The organism is Nonomuraea sp. NPDC050540 (genome assembly GCF_044457485.1).
In the GTDB taxonomy this organism is placed as follows: Bacteria; Actinomycetota; Actinomycetes; order Streptosporangiales; family Streptosporangiaceae; genus Nonomuraea.
Genome location: NZ_JBITHA010000003.1, coordinates 1 through 16,453 on the forward strand (window position 1 = coordinate 1; position 16,453 = coordinate 16,453).

The 16,453-nt window shown below is 64.0% G+C and carries 8 protein-coding genes; 6 read left to right on the forward strand and 2 right to left on the reverse strand.

Annotation, left to right across the window (positions count from 1 at the left end):
- The first annotated feature begins 1,539 nt into the window (after window positions 1-1,539).
- The 5 genes from xerC to ACIBI5_RS10395 all read left to right on the forward strand — a co-directional run bounded on the left by xerC (window position 1,540) and on the right by ACIBI5_RS10395 (window position 12,438).
- Window positions 1,540-3,141: a tyrosine recombinase XerC gene (gene xerC, locus ACIBI5_RS10375; protein WP_397245306.1), complete on the forward strand. Its 1,602-nt coding sequence runs from the start codon at window positions 1,540-1,542 to the stop codon at window positions 3,139-3,141.
- A gap of 1,488 nt (window positions 3,142-4,629) precedes the next feature.
- Window positions 4,630-6,231 (forward strand): hypothetical protein, encoded by a 1,602-nt coding sequence (locus ACIBI5_RS10380; RefSeq protein WP_397245308.1) that lies wholly within the window; start codon window positions 4,630-4,632, stop codon window positions 6,229-6,231.
- Window positions 6,228-6,959, forward strand: coding sequence for a hypothetical protein (locus ACIBI5_RS10385; protein ID WP_397245310.1), 732 nt, complete (start codon window positions 6,228-6,230; stop codon window positions 6,957-6,959). Before ACIBI5_RS10380 ends, ACIBI5_RS10385 begins: the two co-directional genes overlap by 4 nt.
- The gene (locus tag ACIBI5_RS10390; RefSeq protein ID WP_397245312.1) at window positions 6,956-11,359 is read left to right on the forward strand and encodes a hypothetical protein; all 4,404 of its coding nucleotides are present in this window, start codon (window positions 6,956-6,958) and stop codon (window positions 11,357-11,359) included. Before ACIBI5_RS10385 ends, ACIBI5_RS10390 begins: the two co-directional genes overlap by 4 nt.
- Complete coding sequence (locus tag ACIBI5_RS10395; RefSeq protein ID WP_397245314.1) at window positions 11,356-12,438, forward strand: hypothetical protein; 1,083 nt, start codon at window positions 11,356-11,358, stop codon at window positions 12,436-12,438. The genes ACIBI5_RS10390 and ACIBI5_RS10395 overlap by 4 nt, the downstream gene beginning before the upstream one ends.
- A gap of 40 nt (window positions 12,439-12,478) precedes the next feature.
- On the opposite strand, the gene ACIBI5_RS10400 is transcribed toward ACIBI5_RS10395, so the two are convergent.
- Together ACIBI5_RS10400 and ACIBI5_RS10405 are read right to left on the reverse strand one after the other, a co-directional pair.
- A complete protein-coding gene (locus ACIBI5_RS10400; RefSeq protein WP_397245316.1) occupies window positions 12,479-12,811 on the reverse strand; it encodes a hypothetical protein in 333 nt (110 codons plus the stop codon).
- A 50-nt stretch (window positions 12,812-12,861) separates the two neighbouring features.
- Window positions 12,862-15,006 carry a restriction endonuclease gene (locus ACIBI5_RS10405; protein WP_397245318.1) on the reverse strand — a complete coding sequence of 715 codons (2,145 nt, stop codon included), beginning with the start codon at window positions 15,004-15,006 and terminating at the stop codon, window positions 12,862-12,864.
- 111 nt (window positions 15,007-15,117) lie between these two features.
- On the opposite strand from ACIBI5_RS10405, the gene ACIBI5_RS10410 reads away from it, so the two are divergent.
- Window positions 15,118-16,059: a hypothetical protein gene (locus ACIBI5_RS10410; RefSeq protein WP_397245320.1), complete on the forward strand. Its 942-nt coding sequence runs from the start codon at window positions 15,118-15,120 to the stop codon at window positions 16,057-16,059.
- The last annotated feature ends 394 nt before the right edge of the window (window positions 16,060-16,453 follow it).

Below are 16,453 nucleotides of genomic sequence, written 5' to 3' on the forward strand. Positions count from 1 at the left end.
GGCCAAGATCAGGTGAGACAAGGACAAGGTCGCGTGAGACGGGACACCTGATCGGGCCAGCGCGAAAGCAGGCGTTCATCTAACGACCGTATGACGAACGAGCAGCGAACCTTTCCCGCCAGACGCCGATGCCGCCGCTATGCCCGGGTCTCGCGTTCATCTGGCCGTTCATTTCCTGGTGGCGGTCACCTATATCCGACGGCACGTTTGATGAACGAAGGCGTGATCATGGTGGCGCTTATCGGCCTGGTCGGGCTTGATCTGCACCTGACTGGCGAGTAACTCAAACCCGGTCTGGGGTGCCCGCTCCACAGTTGCTCGCGATGCTCACGATCTCCTCTGGGGTGGCTCTGCCCGCCGGCTTCATCCAAGCCTCCTTCAAGCCGGCCTAAACCGCTCCACGAGAGGATCCCCGAGGAGGTCGCCGTGGAGCGGTGGCATGCAGATGGCCGGCATGATCAAATCTTGACGCAGTTCCAGGCACAACCTAGATCGAGGCGCCGACCAGATCTTCCGGATGGGTGCTCTCGTGGCCTTCTTTTGGGTCTGGCCTGACAATCAGGGGCGAACCGGGACCCGGGGCGCCCGGCCGTGTGCCGGGACCGTGCCGAAGAGCAACCAGCGAGCAACCAACGGCCCGTCTCGGCCCTGTCAGAAGGCTACGAGAACCGAGAAAGCCCAGGTCAGATGGGGTATCGAGTGATAGGGCGCCCGGGGCTCGAACCCGGAACCTACGGATTAAAAGTCCGCAGTTCGGTTCTCGCATGTCCGGGTGTATCTGGCCGTGTCGCGGCGGGCCGGGTAGTGATGGCGCGAATCTATGGAAGTCGGGCATATGGGAACCCACGCGGGGTGGTGTTTTGCCCGGGTATGTCATGGATTTGAGGGCGTGCGCGTGTGGTGGTTGCTCGCCGATTCGGCGATGTCACCGATTTCTCGTTTGACCAGGAGTTGGTTTGCCGCGTTGTCCTAACTCGGGTGTTCAGGCCGGTATTTGGATCAGTGACAGGAGATTTTCGCTGGCTGATCAAGGAGAGCTGTGGCCAGACCATTCCACGCTAACGCTACTGACTGTCTGAACGGCGTTCACGCTGGTGTGCGCACATCGTCGGGAGGCCGGGGCGCTGGCTGTTGGTGTTCTTGCCGGCTCTGTTTGCTGAGGCGGGCATCGCCTCCTCCTCTCATCGGCACGTGTTCGCGGCGCGGGTTGAGACCAGGGGATATCGCTTGACACGGGGCGTGGAGGTGGGCGTCGATACCGTCCGCCCCCGGGTCGGGTGGTGCGCCCACGGGATCGCGCTGTGGGCCGTACACGGCGGCCCGGTCCCGGGGGTGCGCCCCGGGACGGGCCCGTTGGCGGTGACGCCCCGTAGGGGCCGCTGACAGCGCCCGCCCGGGGTCGTCGGCGGAACCGATCGGTCGGCCCCGCCCGCCGCCCGCTCCATCGCATTCGACGGTGTGGCGAAAGCGGCGAAAGGGGTTGCTCGCCCGGGGCGGCGACAGCAGACGCCAGGAACCAGGAAAGGTCAGGCACCAACGATGAACGGAACCATCTTCAAGGCGTGTTCGTGCCGGGACGAGGAGACGGGCAAGAAGCTGGGCAAGTCCTGTCCGAGGCTGCGCCGTTCCAGCGGGGGAGGAGAACGGTGGAGCAGTACCCATGGCCGGTGGGCCTATCAGCTGGAGCTGCCTGCGCACGCTGATGGGCGGCGGCGTAATCCGCTGCGCCGTCAGGGCTTCGCCACGCTGGAGGAGGCGGAGGCGGAGCTGGGCCAGGCGCGGGAACTGCTGGCGTTGGATGAGGACCCACACATCCGGCGCCGGGTGACCGAGTTGATGTTGTCGGTGTTGAAGGACACGCGGGCGTTGCCGGCGGTGGAGGAGGTGCGGCGTAAGGTCCGCACCCGTCAGGATCTCAACCCGTCGGTCACGGTGGCGGAGTGGATGGAGGAGTTCCTGCGCCGCAAGCGCAGGATTGACCCGACCACGCGCCGTTCGTATGAGGCGCATATCCGGCTCTACTTCGTCCCTTATCTGGGGGAGATCCGGCTGGATCGGTTGCGGGTCTCGGACGTCGCGGGGATGTTCGATGCGATCGAGGAGTTCAACGACGTCATCACCGCCGCCCGCGCCAGCGGAGACCCCGGCGAGCGGTTGGGGGTACGGAATCGCAGGCCGGTCGGCCCGGCGACCATGCATCGGATCCGGGCGACGTTGCGGCACGCGTTGAATATCGCGATCAAGCAGGATCGGCTGATTGACTTCAACCCGGCCGCCGTGGTCGAACTGCCTGACGCCGCGTCCCCGAAGGCGCTGGTGTGGACCGATGAACGGGTCGCTGACTGGAACCGGACGTTGCAGCGGCGGCTCACGGCCGAGCAGCAGCAGCGGCGCGGGAGCGAGCTGAGTCGGGCGGTGATGCTGAATGTGTACGCCTCGACGCCGCGTCCGTCTCCGGTGATGGTGTGGACGCCCTCGCACACTTATGCCTTCCTCGCCCACGCTGCCGCGCATCGGTTGTCCGCGTTGTATCGGCTGATCGCGTTGCGCGGGCTGCGCCGCGGCGAGGCGGTTGGGCTGCGGTGGCGGGATGTCGACCTGAGCGCCGGGATTGCTGGGGTGCATTGGCAGATCACTCAGCTCGGCTGGCAGCCGATGCAGGGCAAGCCGAAGACCGAGGCCAGCGACCGCACCATCGCGCTGGATGACGACACCGTCGCCGCACTGCGTGCGCACCGCAAGGCTCAGGCCGCCGAGCGGCTGGTCGCGGGGGAGATGTGGGTGGACAGTGGGTTCGTCTTCACCGACGAGATCGGCAGGCCCTTGCATCCGCAGCAGGTCAGTGACCAGTTCTACCTGCTGGCCTTCCAGGTGGGGCTGCCACCGGTGCGCCTGCACGATCTACGGCATGGTGCGGCGACGCTGATGCTGGCGGCCGGTGTCGATGTGAAGATCGTGCAAGAAACCCTCGGGCACGTCTCCTCCACCTTCACCCGTGACACCTACACCAGCGTCTACCCCGAGCTGGCCAAGACCGCCGCCGAATCCACCGCCGCTCTCGTCAACACCACGGCACGCAACGGCCAGACGGCGCGGTTGATCAACCTGCCGGCCAAGACCGGCGACAACGCCTCCACCTGAACCATTCGGCATGTGAAAGCGGGCCCGCCATGCCTTGGGCGGGCCCGCTTCATCGTTGCCAGCAGCTTCGTGCGGATGGCGACCGGGCTATGCGCAAGAGGGTGGCGTCGGGCCAGGCTCCTCGGGTGGGCATCACCGGTGTGTTGGCTATCAGCCACATGCCTTGAACGGGCAGACAGATGCAGACTCTGCCAGGCCCCACACCTCGCGGGATATGCGTTTTCAAAGCACGGGCCCTAGTGGTTTGGCGGATGCGTGACCGAGCGGTAGAACAATCCTGATCGTCCGCCCTCAACGGGCGTTCCGGCAGGACCTTCACGTGGTCGTCTTAGGGGTCTGAGTTGAGATTGACGGTCTCAATGATCTACCGGTTGACACCGTCCGTGCGCGCGAGCGACCACCGAGCGACCAACCATGATCAACATCGAGGTCGCAGCAGGCGAAACTCCGAGAAAGCCCAGGTCAGGCATGGTGTAGGAGAGTAGGGCGGGTGGGACTTGAACCCACGACCCACGGATTATGAGAATCCTCGGTTAGTGTCGTCCGCTGTCGCAATGTGTTGTTTTGTATTGCTCTTTCCTTGATTTTTTTCACCGCTGTGTCGGTTGCTGTCAGTGCGTGCCGGCCCGTACCGTGCACACGCGAGCAACCACCGAGCAACCATGCGGTCTTTGCCATCGGCATTATGTGTCGAAATGTTCCATATTCTGCGCGGCTGCTCAAGGCTATGGCTTCGTGAGAGGCTTGAGTTTCACAGCAGATCGAACGTGTATGAGCAGCTGTCGAGCAGTCATTGGCTGGCAGTCTGCGTACGCGAGCCAGGATCGCTTGCAGGATTTCGGCTGTGATACGCGGCCTGCTTGCCTTGTATGGATGGACGAGGCAGGTCATCGGCATCCTGTCCCGTGAACTTCTGGACCGGGTCCTGATCCTCAATGAACGCCACCTGACCGCCTGCTCCATGGGTACCTGAGCTATTGCAGCGGGCGCCAGCGCGCCAATCCCGACAGCAATGGCCCCCAGGCGTCGCGCCCAGCCCTTCCGTGATGTGGCCGACCTAAACGACCTGCAATCCATCCGTTAGAACCGATGGTTGCCAGCATGATCAGTGAGCGCCGCCACTCTGCTCAACCGCAGCTCAGGACACGTAACATTATCCCGAGCGGGACACGGTGGCGGCGACGAATCAGAAGTTCAACCTGCGGCTGGTTCCAAGCGGGATTTGGGACTCCCATCTATGGCGACAGGGCCCTCATGAGTTGATCTTAAGGGTTCTGATCGTGCATTTGTTCGAGTTTTGGATCAAAGATTGTGGAGCCGCGACCCCTTCGCTGGAACTCGACACGTTCAGTTCGAAGGGAACCATGGCCTCGATCACTCTAAACCTGATCACCTAAGCGCAGGTGCTGGTTCGCCAATCGGACGGAAGTTGTCGTAGCCGGGTCGTACCATTTCGGTTTATCAGGGCGCGGCGGTCGAAGGAGGCCTATGACGCTGTTTTTAGAGGAGGCGGACGAGCCAGAAAGCGGGCCCGTTGCGGCGGATGTGTTCGCCACCGGCTCCGACGGGCTCAGCGTGCACGAGTCCTCTTTTCCCGCACGCGTGGCGGCATTCCTGAGGTTCAGCCCGGTGATCGAAGCCGCGCAAGCGGCTCACCGCCGGGACTGGCCGGAGGGAATCTATGACATCGTCACTCTGGCCTTAACCGCCATCGATTTGGTCGTGGCGCGACAAGGCTTCGAGTTCGAAGCCACCCGGCAGGACGTGGTAGACGCGCTGTCGGTGCTCTCCGGGGTGGCGGCTCCGGAACGCCTGGTCGGCGAGCACATGGACGTCGCGATGTTCGTGGTGGACGCCCTGCTGAACCGGTCGAGCGGCCAAGCTCCCTTCCGATACGTCACCAGCGACTACTCCGATCACGAAGTCGGCCACCGGCAACGCGAGGTTCCCTTCTCCCTGCTGGTCGAGCACGATCATGCGTCACGCGAGGAGAATGTGCTCCGCGCCACGAAAGACGCTATCAACGCCTTGATCGGCGGTCTCGACTTCGATGTCGAAGACGAGCAGGTCGCCACGGAGCTGGTGCTGGAACGGCAACTGGCGCGCAACGCCTTCGACGCGGCGTTGAAGTCCGCAGAACGAGCCCGGCTGCTGTCGGTCAGCCTCGCGGAAGGGCTGGACCGGTTGCTGAAGCAAACGCGCCGTGATCTGCGAATCGTGGAGGAGGAATGGGCTGCGACGGTACCGGACAGCCTGGAGGCTGCTCGCACGCACATCAGGGAGCGGCTGAACACCGAACGGCACCTGCTGGGGAAGGTCCGGGATGCGCTGGTGAACGGCGAGGCGAAGCTTCTTACGTCTGCGGTGCGGATCGCTCAGCTGCTGGAGGAATGCCAGCGCCGCCACGAGTCATTGCATCATCGGGTCATCGCGGCCCGAGGGGTGTTCCTGGAGGAGCAGGAACGCCAAGCCTTCCGTCCGCCCGCGTTGGTTAACTTGCCAGATCCGCAGCAGGAGATCCTCCTGCCGGTCCTGGAACTGGGCAGCGCAGAGGCGGGCAGTCTGACCGAGCGGTTCTTGATCGACATGGCGGGCCCCCGTACCCCGCGATTGCCCCGCCTCTACCGGCTGATCAACGACCTGTGGACGCGCAGCGGCGGTGCCGCCGCAGGTGAGCGGAGCGACGATGCGACCGAGCTCGCCGACCTGCCGGCACCACTCATCCGGGCAGAGGTCGTCGATGTGGCGATCCGCGCCGTGCGGAGCGTCGGCCTGCCCGCCCGGCTGTCCCGGCTGCTGCAGGCCTGCCTGAACGATGCCCAGGCCCCATCTCCTCGTGTCCGCCAGCAGGGTGCGGAGGTCCTGAACCTGGCTGTGTTGTGGGCTTTCTCCCCCGAGGACGCCGACGATGAGGGTGGCCGGATGGCCGATGACCTGATGGCCCGCATCCTGGGAACGCGCACCGCCGTTGACACTGACGGAACCCCGTTGCAACTGCCCGGATGGGACGGCGACGACGTCATCGTCGCGCCCGACGCCGATGCCCTCGCCGATGCGAATCCGGTCCCGACCAGCAGGGAGTCAGCATGAGTCTCATCGACACCGATCACACCGATATAGGCATCCTGGTGTCGTTCGCGATCCGGCCGACTCAGCGGCCCGGCCGCAACCCTGACTACCAGCGGGTTCTCAGCCGCTACCGGAGCGAGCTGGAGTTCAAGACCGCCACGAACGCGATTTTGCACGGCTTGGGCGCGCGGGTTCTGTCCGACGGTGACTTCGGGCTCATCCTGGGTATCGAGCCCGAGTCTCCGCTGGCCTTCCGCATCTCCGACCTGCCCTACACGGGAAAGCCGGAGAACAAGCTGCTGGCCGGTCTGGTTCTCACCGGCCTGGTCGCGTTCGCCTACCCCAGTACGCAGGAGCTCGACGACGACCGCGTCCGGCGTATCTCAGCCAGGGACCTCGATGCATGGCTGCGGGAGCTGTGCGAGCGATTGCGCTCTCACGACGCCGCCGGCGACGTGATCCCCGAAGAGGGGCTGGACGAGGCCTGGCGGACCTATCTGGCCTTGCCGCCGGTGCATTACGGGGAGGCCGGCCGCGGTTCCGGCAAGCTGACCAGCCGCTGCACCCGCTACTGGGTGCAGACGATCCTGACCTGGCTGACAGGACAGGGCATGGCCCGCGTCGACAGCTCAGCGGAGGAAACCTGGACGCTGACCGAACGGTTTCGGGTGCACGCTAAGGAGGTCGCTCTCGAGCGGGCCTACAGTTTCATCGCCGACCTGCATCGCAGAGAGGAATCCCGCGGATGACCTATCAGCTCGCCGCGCTGCGGTTTCGGACCGTGGGCGAACGTTCCGCCCGATTCACCGATCTTCCCCTCGACTTCACTGCGCCGGTCGACGGCGCCGCCGTACCTCAGGACTCGGTCGTCTGGCTGCGCAACGGCGGAGGCAAGTCGAGCATCCTGTCACTGACGTACGCGCTCCTGTTGCCGCATGCCAACGACTTCATGGGCAAGACCGTGCAGCGTAGCCTCACCGACTACGTCGACACAGGCGACACCTCACACGTGATCGCGACATGGCAGCCTCATGACACCAGCCGGACCCTACTGGGCGACCCGGAGGAAATCCTCGTCACCGGTGTGGTCCATGAATGGTCGGACTTGCGCAAGCCTGTGAAGGCCGCCGACTCCAAGGACAAGCTGAGCAGCTACTTCTACGCCTTCCACGCCGTCTCCGGCGTTTTGGAGCCGGACACGTTGCCGTTCTGCGATGATTCCGGACGCCCCAGGCGGCTGACCGGGTTCCTGGAGGAGCTGCGCGAGCTGGCCAAACCACATGCCCGGCACGCGAACCTGGTGGTGACCGACAAGCAGCACGTCTGGACGAAAGCGCTCCTGGACCGGCACTTGGATCCGGAGATCTTCCGTACGCAAAAGCAGATGAACCACGTCGAGGGCGGCGTGGAAGACCTGTTCAAGTTTCCCGCTGCCAAGGACTTCGTCAACTTCCTGCTGGATCTGGCCACCCAGCCGGACGCCGCCACCAGCGTCGCGACCCGGCTCGCGAGCGTCACGGCCCTGCTGGCGGCGAAGCCGCAGAAGATGGAGGAGCGCGACTTCTGCAGCGCTGCCGCCGACGATCTGAGCGACGTCGCCGCCAGTTATGAGCATGTGCAAGCCGCTGTCGGCGAACTGACCGCTGTCACCACCGCCGCGGAGGTCCTGGCCGCGTCCTTCGCCGCCGCAGTCGCCGCCTCGGAGGAGCTCCAGGCGAGCCTGAAAACACAACTGACGGTGTTCGCAGAAGCCCGCACCGCGGCCAACAACGATCGCTCCACGGCCACTGACCTGGCCTACCTGTACCGGAAGGAAGGCGCCAGGCTGCGTCTGGCCGAGGCCGAAACCCAAGAGCAGGAGGCGGCCCAGAACGTCGACCAAGCGCGAGCTCTGGTGCAGGCCTGGGAGACCACCGTCCAGCTTGCCGCGTTCGCCGAACTGGAGTCACGCCTGGCCCAGGCTGAGCTGGTGGCCGCAGCCGAAGAAGCCGAGATCGCCCCACTCCGCGAAGAACACGCTCGGCATGCAGCTCTGCTGCGACACCGTCTGAACGCGCTGGCCGAAGAAGCCGATTTCTCGGCCGACCTGGCCGACGAGCAGAAGGAGACCGCGCGAGAGGCCCTCACGAAACATGCAGAGCTGGAGGAGCGAGCGCGGACCGACAAGACACAGGCGACCACCGAAGAAACCCAGGCCCAGACCCAGCTCGACATTCTCGATCAACGCCGTAGAGACGGCGTCGCCCGCGGTCACCTGCCCAGCCACAGTATCCCCCTCCAAAGCCACCTGGACATGGTGACCTCCAAGCGCGCCGGACTCGCTCGACAGCTCAAGGAACTGGCGGCACGGTGCGAGGAGCGCCGTGCCCGCCGCACCGAGATCACCGCCCGGGACGCCGCCCTGGCGGGCGAGCACAGCACCGCTGACGCGACGCGCGCTCAGACAGTCCAGCGGCACTCCGATCTGGACGCCACGTGGGCCGAACTGACCGGTTCCGAACGGCTGCGCGGGCTGGCTGAGACTGCCGTCGACGAGACCATCGACCTGTGGGCCGAGGGCCCGATCCTGCTGCGCCGGTTGAGCGACGCGGTCATCGCGGCGGACGACGAGCGCATTCTGCGCAGAGCCGAACAACACGCAGACAGGCGGAGCATCGAGGCGCAGGAACGCAATCATGTCCTGCCGTCCAGCCTGGATGCCGAACGCATTGAACGTGAGCTCCTCGATGCCGGCGTACCCGCCCAGACAGGCTGGGCCCATCTGCGCTCGGTCATGCCCGCTCACCAGCTGATGACTGCTCTGAACCTGCCCGAGATCGCCCGGCTCGGTTGTGGAGTGGTGGTCCCGACCAGCCGGGTCGCCGACGCGACCCGAATCTTGGACTTTCGTGCGGCTGTCACGACCTCGCTCATCGGGGTCTACTCCGCCGAAGCCGCGGACCTCCTGGTTCGGGACGGCGAGGTGCCGGCGGACTCCCTGTCCACCGCAGCTTGGACCCGGCTGCAACCGGGCTTGGTCGACCAGGCCGAGGCAGAGGCAGCGGTCCGGCTGCTCAAGGAGCGCGCCCACGCCCATATGCTCAAGGACCAGGATCTGGCCCGGCAGCGCACGGCCGACGATGAGCTGCGTCGTCAGGTCACCCAGTTTCTCGACGACTGTCCTGCCGGACACCTGGCCATCCTGAATGACGAGATCGACCGGCTTGACCGCAAGCTGCAGGCCATCGCCGACGAACAGGAGGCCAACAGCGCAGAACTTCAGGGCCTCGATGACGGCGACCGTCTGGACGACGCCCTTCGTGAAATGCTGAACACCGATCTTCGCAAGGCCGACGCCACCATCAACTGGCTGGAAGAATTCGCCCTCGTCTTGGCCGATGCGGACGGCTGGCGCGAGCAGCTGACAGCCGCGCAAGAGCGCGGCGCCGATGCGGACCGTCGCGCCCACCAGCATAATGCCGATGCCCGGCAAGCCCTCCTTGAGACCAAGCAGTGGGAGGTCACCGCCGAAACCGAGCGCGGCAGAGCGGCTGACTACCGGTCACAGTGCGACAGCCTCCCCGGCACCACGACTGACCCACCAGACGTGCAGGGGGATCCGGTCACACCTCTGGATACTCTGCGCCGCCGCCAGCAAGACGCACTCAAGGCTCTAGAAAACCGCGCTGCCCAATCGGTGCTGGCCGACCGGGTGCAGAACCTCGCTCAGCAGGTCGCCGATGCCAAGCGCGAACTCATGCTACGGCCTGCCGCCGATCGCGCGGCAGCCGGGCGATTGCTTGCCTCTCCCGAAGGCCAGGAGCCGGACCTCCGATCTGCCGCCCTCGCCCGCGCCCGGCAGGATTCGGAAGCGGCGACCGACGAACGCGGCGCGGCCAGAAATCAGGTGAAACAACGTACTTCCGAACTGGAGGCGATCGAAAAGGTCTATAGGCAGCCTCCACGCCGTACCCTGCTCGTCGTCCCGACCAGTTCCCAGGAAGCCGAGGCCCTCGCCGCCGAGCAGGAGCTCAGCAGCCAAGGGGCGCAGGAACGGCTCAGCCAGGCCGAAGGCCTCATCGATGGCGTCGAGCAGCAGACTTCGCAGGCTGAGCACCGCAAGACGCTCCTCGGCACGCTCTTGGAATCACTCCCGGATCCGGGCGAGCAGCTTGCGGAGCCGTTCGCTGAAGACGAGGATTCGGCACGCACTCGATCCCGGCAAGCCAGGGATGCGGTGAGTACGGCGGCCAAGAGCCTCACCAGCGCCGAGGCCGGCCTTAACACGTCCGTGGACCGGCTCCGGCGCACAGCCGCTCGCTTCACCGGGATCTCCGGGCCAATGAAGGACCGGGTGGCGAACGACCCGCCCGCGCTTCTCGGCCCGCACGCCGACGAGCTGAGCGGCAAACTGTGGCTGCGGGCGCAGACCCTGGCCGACGAGCTCGGTGCCATAGCCCAGGACCAGGCCATCCTCAGCGAGGCGCTCGCGCACCTGGTGAAGGACAGCCTCGACATGCTGGGCAAAGCAGAACGAGCCTCCCACATGAAGACTGGCTCCGGATCGTGGGCCGACAAGAAGGTCCTGCGGATCAGCTTCGACCGGCCCGGTGACGCCGACCTAGTCGTCTACGCCGAGAGGGTCATCGACAGGCTCGTGGAGAAAGGGCTCAAGCCTGAAGGCATGCCGCTGTTGAAGGCCGCCGTTCACGAAGCCGCAGGACCTCGAGGTTTTACCGTCAAGGTCCTCAAACCCACCGACGACACCGTCGGCACCACCGAGGACATCAGCCGCCTCGCCAAGTGGAGCGGCGGCGAGAAGCTGACCGTATGCGTCGCGCTCTACTGCACCCTCGCCGCGCTCCGCGCCGCGCACATCGGCCGCAAGGGACGTTCCGGAGGGGTCTTGCTGCTCGACAACCCCATCGGCCGGGCTTCATCCGCATCCTTAATACGGCTGCAGCGCGATGTCGCCGCCTCACACGGCGTCCAGCTCATTTACACCACCGGAGTCAAGGACCCGGCCGCTGTGGTCCAATTCCCCAACGTCATCCGGCTCGACAACCGGGAAGGACGCACGCACAACCGCCGCTACATCGTCCCCGAAGCAAGTTACGTCACCGGCATCCGCGTCGCGCACACCGACCACCTGTGGGACAGCGCCGAATGAACCAGCCGATGTCACCGCTCGCTGCCGAGCTCGCCCGGCTCGTCATCCGGTTTCGCGGCAAACGGATTCCCGTGACCGAGCTATTCGGTGAGGCCAGCAGGTTCGATCCTGGGCTGGTCGGCGATGCTAAGGGGCTGGCCAGATTCCGCAGCGCCCTCGGCGAACTCGAGACTGCCGAGAAGATCACGCTGCCGGCACCAAAATCGACTACCGGCTGGGATCGCCGAACCGTTCCCGCCATCCCGTTCTGGGTCACGCGTGTCGAACCGCTTACCGTTGTGCCCCCATCTCACTCTCCCCGCGTGTGGCCTCATCGGCTTGAAGCCGCTGGGGCCATTGCCACAAGAGCCGACGAACGGAAGATCCTCGATCGGATCGCAACCTGGATTCGCGACGACCCCTTCCCAGAGTTCGTCCCCGTCCAGGAACGCTCCCTGGAACTCTTCGACGACGAGAAGGCGATTGATGGCTACCTGAGCAACCGGCTCTTCACCTCCGGCGCCCTCACCCTCGAGTTGCTGGTCTGCTTCCGGCCCGCCTTGCCGCTCGTGTCCCAGCACGTGCCGGGTGCCGGACCCACCGGACTGCTCGTCCTGGAGAATCGCGCCACCTACACGTCCTTTCTCACCGCCCTGCGCGGCCTCGATCCAAGATCGAGACCCGACCTACATGTCGGCTGGGGCCAAGGCAACGGCTTCGCACAAAGCGTCCTGAGCATCCCCTTGCTCGAACCGGCTCCCGGCGTCGTGCATTACTTCGGAGATCTCGACCTTGCCGGGCTTCTCACCGCGGCCAATGCCGCCGCGCAAGCCGCCGCCGCAGGACTTCCGACATTGCGTCCGGCTTCTTCCTGTTACCAGTTTCTCCTGGATGGGCCCTCACACTGGCGGAGCAACGACGCCAGCAACCAGCGCACCGGCACCGACTACCCCGCGGTCTGCTCCTGGCTGCCTCCCGCATTACGCCCGAGCGCGGTCGAGCTGCTCTCCACCCGCCTGCGTGTGCCGCAGGAACGGCTCGGTCTCAAGATGCTGCGTCGCCACCCACATTTCTGGGATGGCTTCGCCGCAGGCGAGTGAATCGCCCCCGTTCGGTGGAGACTGGCGCAGGGTGCGAGACCTATTCAAGGCGGGCCGCACGATGGCCGAACCGGCCGATCGCGTAGTGGTTGCGGTACTGGTTGACGGTGGTGGAGTCGCCTCCAGCCGACCACGTACCGGGCTTACCGAGATCATGTGCGCTGTACCTGGGCCGGATCAGGCTGGCGGAGTTGTCGCGGCGAGATGTGACCCGGATGTTCGTTGCGCTGGGGCGGCGGCCAGACTCGGCCTTGCCATCCATTCTCTCGGCAGGTGCTTGGTTGGTCCTGGCAGAGCCGCTAGTCGTGTTAATTACGGCGTTGCTGGCCGAGATCGAACCGCTGATGCGGCGGGTAAGGATGGATTCGTCCACTCCTCGATGCCGCCGCGGTTCGGACAGGCCAGCGGCCCGGGCCAAGATGTCTAAAGGTGTCCGCCTTTCATGTCCAACTCGAGCGCGTAGTCGAGTACCTCTTCGATGTCGATGGTGTAGCCGAAGAACGCGGCCCTTGCCTTGAGCTCATCTGCTGTGTCGCGGATGAGCTCAGCGTCGTGCTCGTCGAAAAGCTCGTCAAGCCCGGCAGCGAGGATGCGGTGCGCCTTCTGGCGGATCGCTTTCGGGGCTTCAGCGCATTTCAGCTCGGTGGCGAATGTGGCGTAGGCGTCTAGATCGCGCACTGTATGGACGTTTGCAATGGCGCCGAGTGTGATCCTGTTCGTTGCCTCAGTCAAGGCAGGGGTCGGAGAGAAGCCATTGAGTTGCGCGGCAAGAGCCAACCCGTCTATCGCTGAGATCTTCTCCATCCCGCTTTCATCGAGGAGGTTGGTCACCTGACGTGTCATCCAGATGTGATCGTCTCTAGCTCCGTAGCAGGCGATCAACGCAGCCGATGTGGTGAGCGTCCGTACGCGAGCCAGGGGGGTGGTGACCTTAGCGAGTTCGAGGTCGGTGTGGAGGCGGACCCGGTGGGCGATATCATCGCGGCGATGTGACAGCGCATTGGAGATGCTCGCCCGGTTGGCCAAGGGGGGTTGGCTGGGATAGGCCGTGAGCTCGCCTGCTGCGCGTGCGAGCTCCGCTAGTTGCTCGAGGCTGGAGGCTCGTTCGACCCGTTCGTCGGCCTGGATACGATCACTGCCGATTTTGCCGAGCAGGTAGTCGCGGCATGAGGGGTTGGCGAGGGCAAGGGTACGTGCCTCCGAGGGGCCAGAGATAGATATCCATGTCGGCTCGAGCGAAGTCAACGCGTCGCCCCAGTCGCTGGCCCTGGACGTGTCCGTGATCAGTTCACGTAGCTCGGAGATGGCAACCGTGCGGGGGCGCAAGGTCGCCAAGGTGAGCACGACCTCTTCTGCGGAAGCGTCTAGTGCGGAGAAGCTAACCTCCCAGATAGCTTCAGGATAGTTCAAGGCGTTGATTAGCTTGGCAAGGGTTTGGCTCGCGGTTGGTTCCTCGTCCAGTTCACGGCAGATCGCCTCGATGAGGCGGGGGTTGAAGGAGGGGTGGAGCACGATGCTGGTGAGTCGCCGGTCACGGGCAGTCGCCCCCAGTTCGTCCTCGGACATGCCTGCGAAGTGAAGGTGATTGAGCACCACCTGGCGGCGCAGCGCCTCGTCCCAGTGGGTGAGTTCGACGTTGAACCGATGTTTGATATTTCCTGCGATCTTTCTGAGAGACGTGCTCGGTGCGAGCGCAGCCTCTTGGAGCACCTCTGAGCGACTGGAAACAAGAAGTCGCTTGTTCTGATCGCGCCGACGGTCGACTGCGTCCATGAAGCTGGCGATGTCTGGGGCCGCTGATCTCGCAGAGGTCTCAAGCCTGATCTCGCCCAGGAAATCGTTGTAGTAAAAGAGTTGGGGGCTGTCATCCTTCTTTAGGACGGCCCAGGCGTCGCTGATGTCGTTCAGGTAGACGATGTTCCACCTGTCGTGGGCGTATCGCAGAGCTACCATTTCCGACAAGAAAGTTTTTCCTACCCCTGGTGGCCCAGTGATGATGCATACCCCGGTTCGCTCCAGGAGTTCTACGACCTGTGTAAAGTGCGGCGTCTCCGCCCAGAACTTAGCCCGATCGCAGGCCGCCTCATAGTGTGCTTCGGACCGATTCCAACGCCCAGCATTGAAGATTGCATCCAGAGCTGCGGTGGAGGACAGCCAGAGCTTGGGATGGCGCTGTTCCACCTCGTCGTGCAGTGTGAGTACTCGGTTCAGCTTTTGTTGCCCCCAAACGTTGCGTTGGGGAATGTCTAGAATATCTATGATGTCGGCTTCAACAGAGTTTGACATTTCCTGAGATGTCACGAATATGTACTCATCAGCCGTTTTGCGCCCAAGTTTGACGGCCTCCTTCCGTGCTCCGCTTACAAGCTTCGATCCGCCTGATTTCAGGAAATGCTTGCACTGGACTACGGTGCGGTGATTGTCGTCGCGCACCTCGAGCAGATCGATGCCTTGATCACGGCCTTCGGGATAGTTGTGGAGCGCAAGGCCGAGGTGGGTGTTTAGGAGATCGCATACGAAGCGTTCGAAATCCGACGGAGAGAGTGTTCGGAAGTCATATTCGGACATTAGCCACTCCTGATTCGAACATGACTTCGGATTGGCCATCGCTGGCTTTGGATGTTAAATGCTCTTAGCGGGGCTGGACGTAGCCTACCCTCTCGTGGCGAAGGGTATACCTTGGACGTCATTCTCCTGACCTATAGCGTGGTCGCGCATGACCGTCCCCACTTGGAGTCCCGGCTTTACGGGGTTGATGACGGGATCAGGGACTTTCTAACGGAACATGTCGAACACATGCAAAAGGCGCAGAAGAGCGCCAACGCTTCGCCACCTGGAATCGTGGCCGACATTGAGTCGCGAGAGATCTTTCAAGCGCTGCATGCCGGGAGCGCTGACGACTTCCTCGCAGGGGCGAGCACGCTGACGAAGCGCCTGATCGGCAAGATGAACAAGGCAACCAAGTCCGGGATCCTGATGATTCTGCGAGCCGAGAGCGGCGCCGGACGTCTTGCCGCGGTCCTCAAGCTGGAGATCCAGGAGCCTACGGGTGCTGTCCTGAAGCGGCTACACAACGGAGAGATCGAACTGTCTGCAGTCAAGGACATGCTGGAGAAGCCAGGGGATCTCCAGAAGGGTGTGCTGGTGGTGGACGGCCTACCTGATGATGAGGTCATCTGCCGCGATAAGCTGTTTCAACAATCTAAGTATTTCCCGGAGGCGATGGGCATCCAGATGTTCCTCAAGCCGAAGGAGTCGAGTGCCGCCTTCCTCGAGCTTCTCCAGCAGGCGGGACCGAAGGTGCTTGAATCGGCGGTAAGCGTCCTCCCAGAGATCGAGCCTGGGCCGCCCAGAGAGGTTCTCGCTCGATTGGGTGAGGTCGTCTCCGGGATGGAGTCGCACCTTCAAAACGAGATCGCTACACAGTTGGAAGATGCGCCGAGGCCGGTGAGACGCGTCGACACGTCTAGGCCGATCACTCGAACCATTCAGGCTGGAGAGATTACGATCAAGGGGACGGCCCGCAGTATGCAGGAGATGCTGAAGATCACAGCGAAGCCGGATGGCGGGTGGCAGATCGTCATTGATGCTCCGGCGCGGCCGTACGATACCTATCAGTAACCCTCTTCAAGAATGGGTCCCCGGGAAGCTAGAACGAACCAGCAGGCGCCGGGCATTGCTGCGCGGCTCTCGTTGAAGCTCTGGCCCGTGACGATGGCTATCCAGCGCTACGCGCTGCCGAAAATTCTATCCATGCAGTTCGAACGGCATGTAAGTCCTCGTGGAGGACGCCTGTACCGCTCCGAATGTCGCGCATGGCGTTGACCTGCGGGTCCAACTGATGCGGGGTACGGGCAAGATCGGTCTTGTGCCTCTCCGGCTCCTGTATCTGATTGCGCTCCAGGGCGTTCGGCTAGCTGGTACTGCTGGGCCGAAGTGAGGCTTCCAAGAATGCCGAGCTCATGGTGCTCAGGCATGAGGTGGCGGTGCTGCCTCTGCGGACTTTCATCCGAGG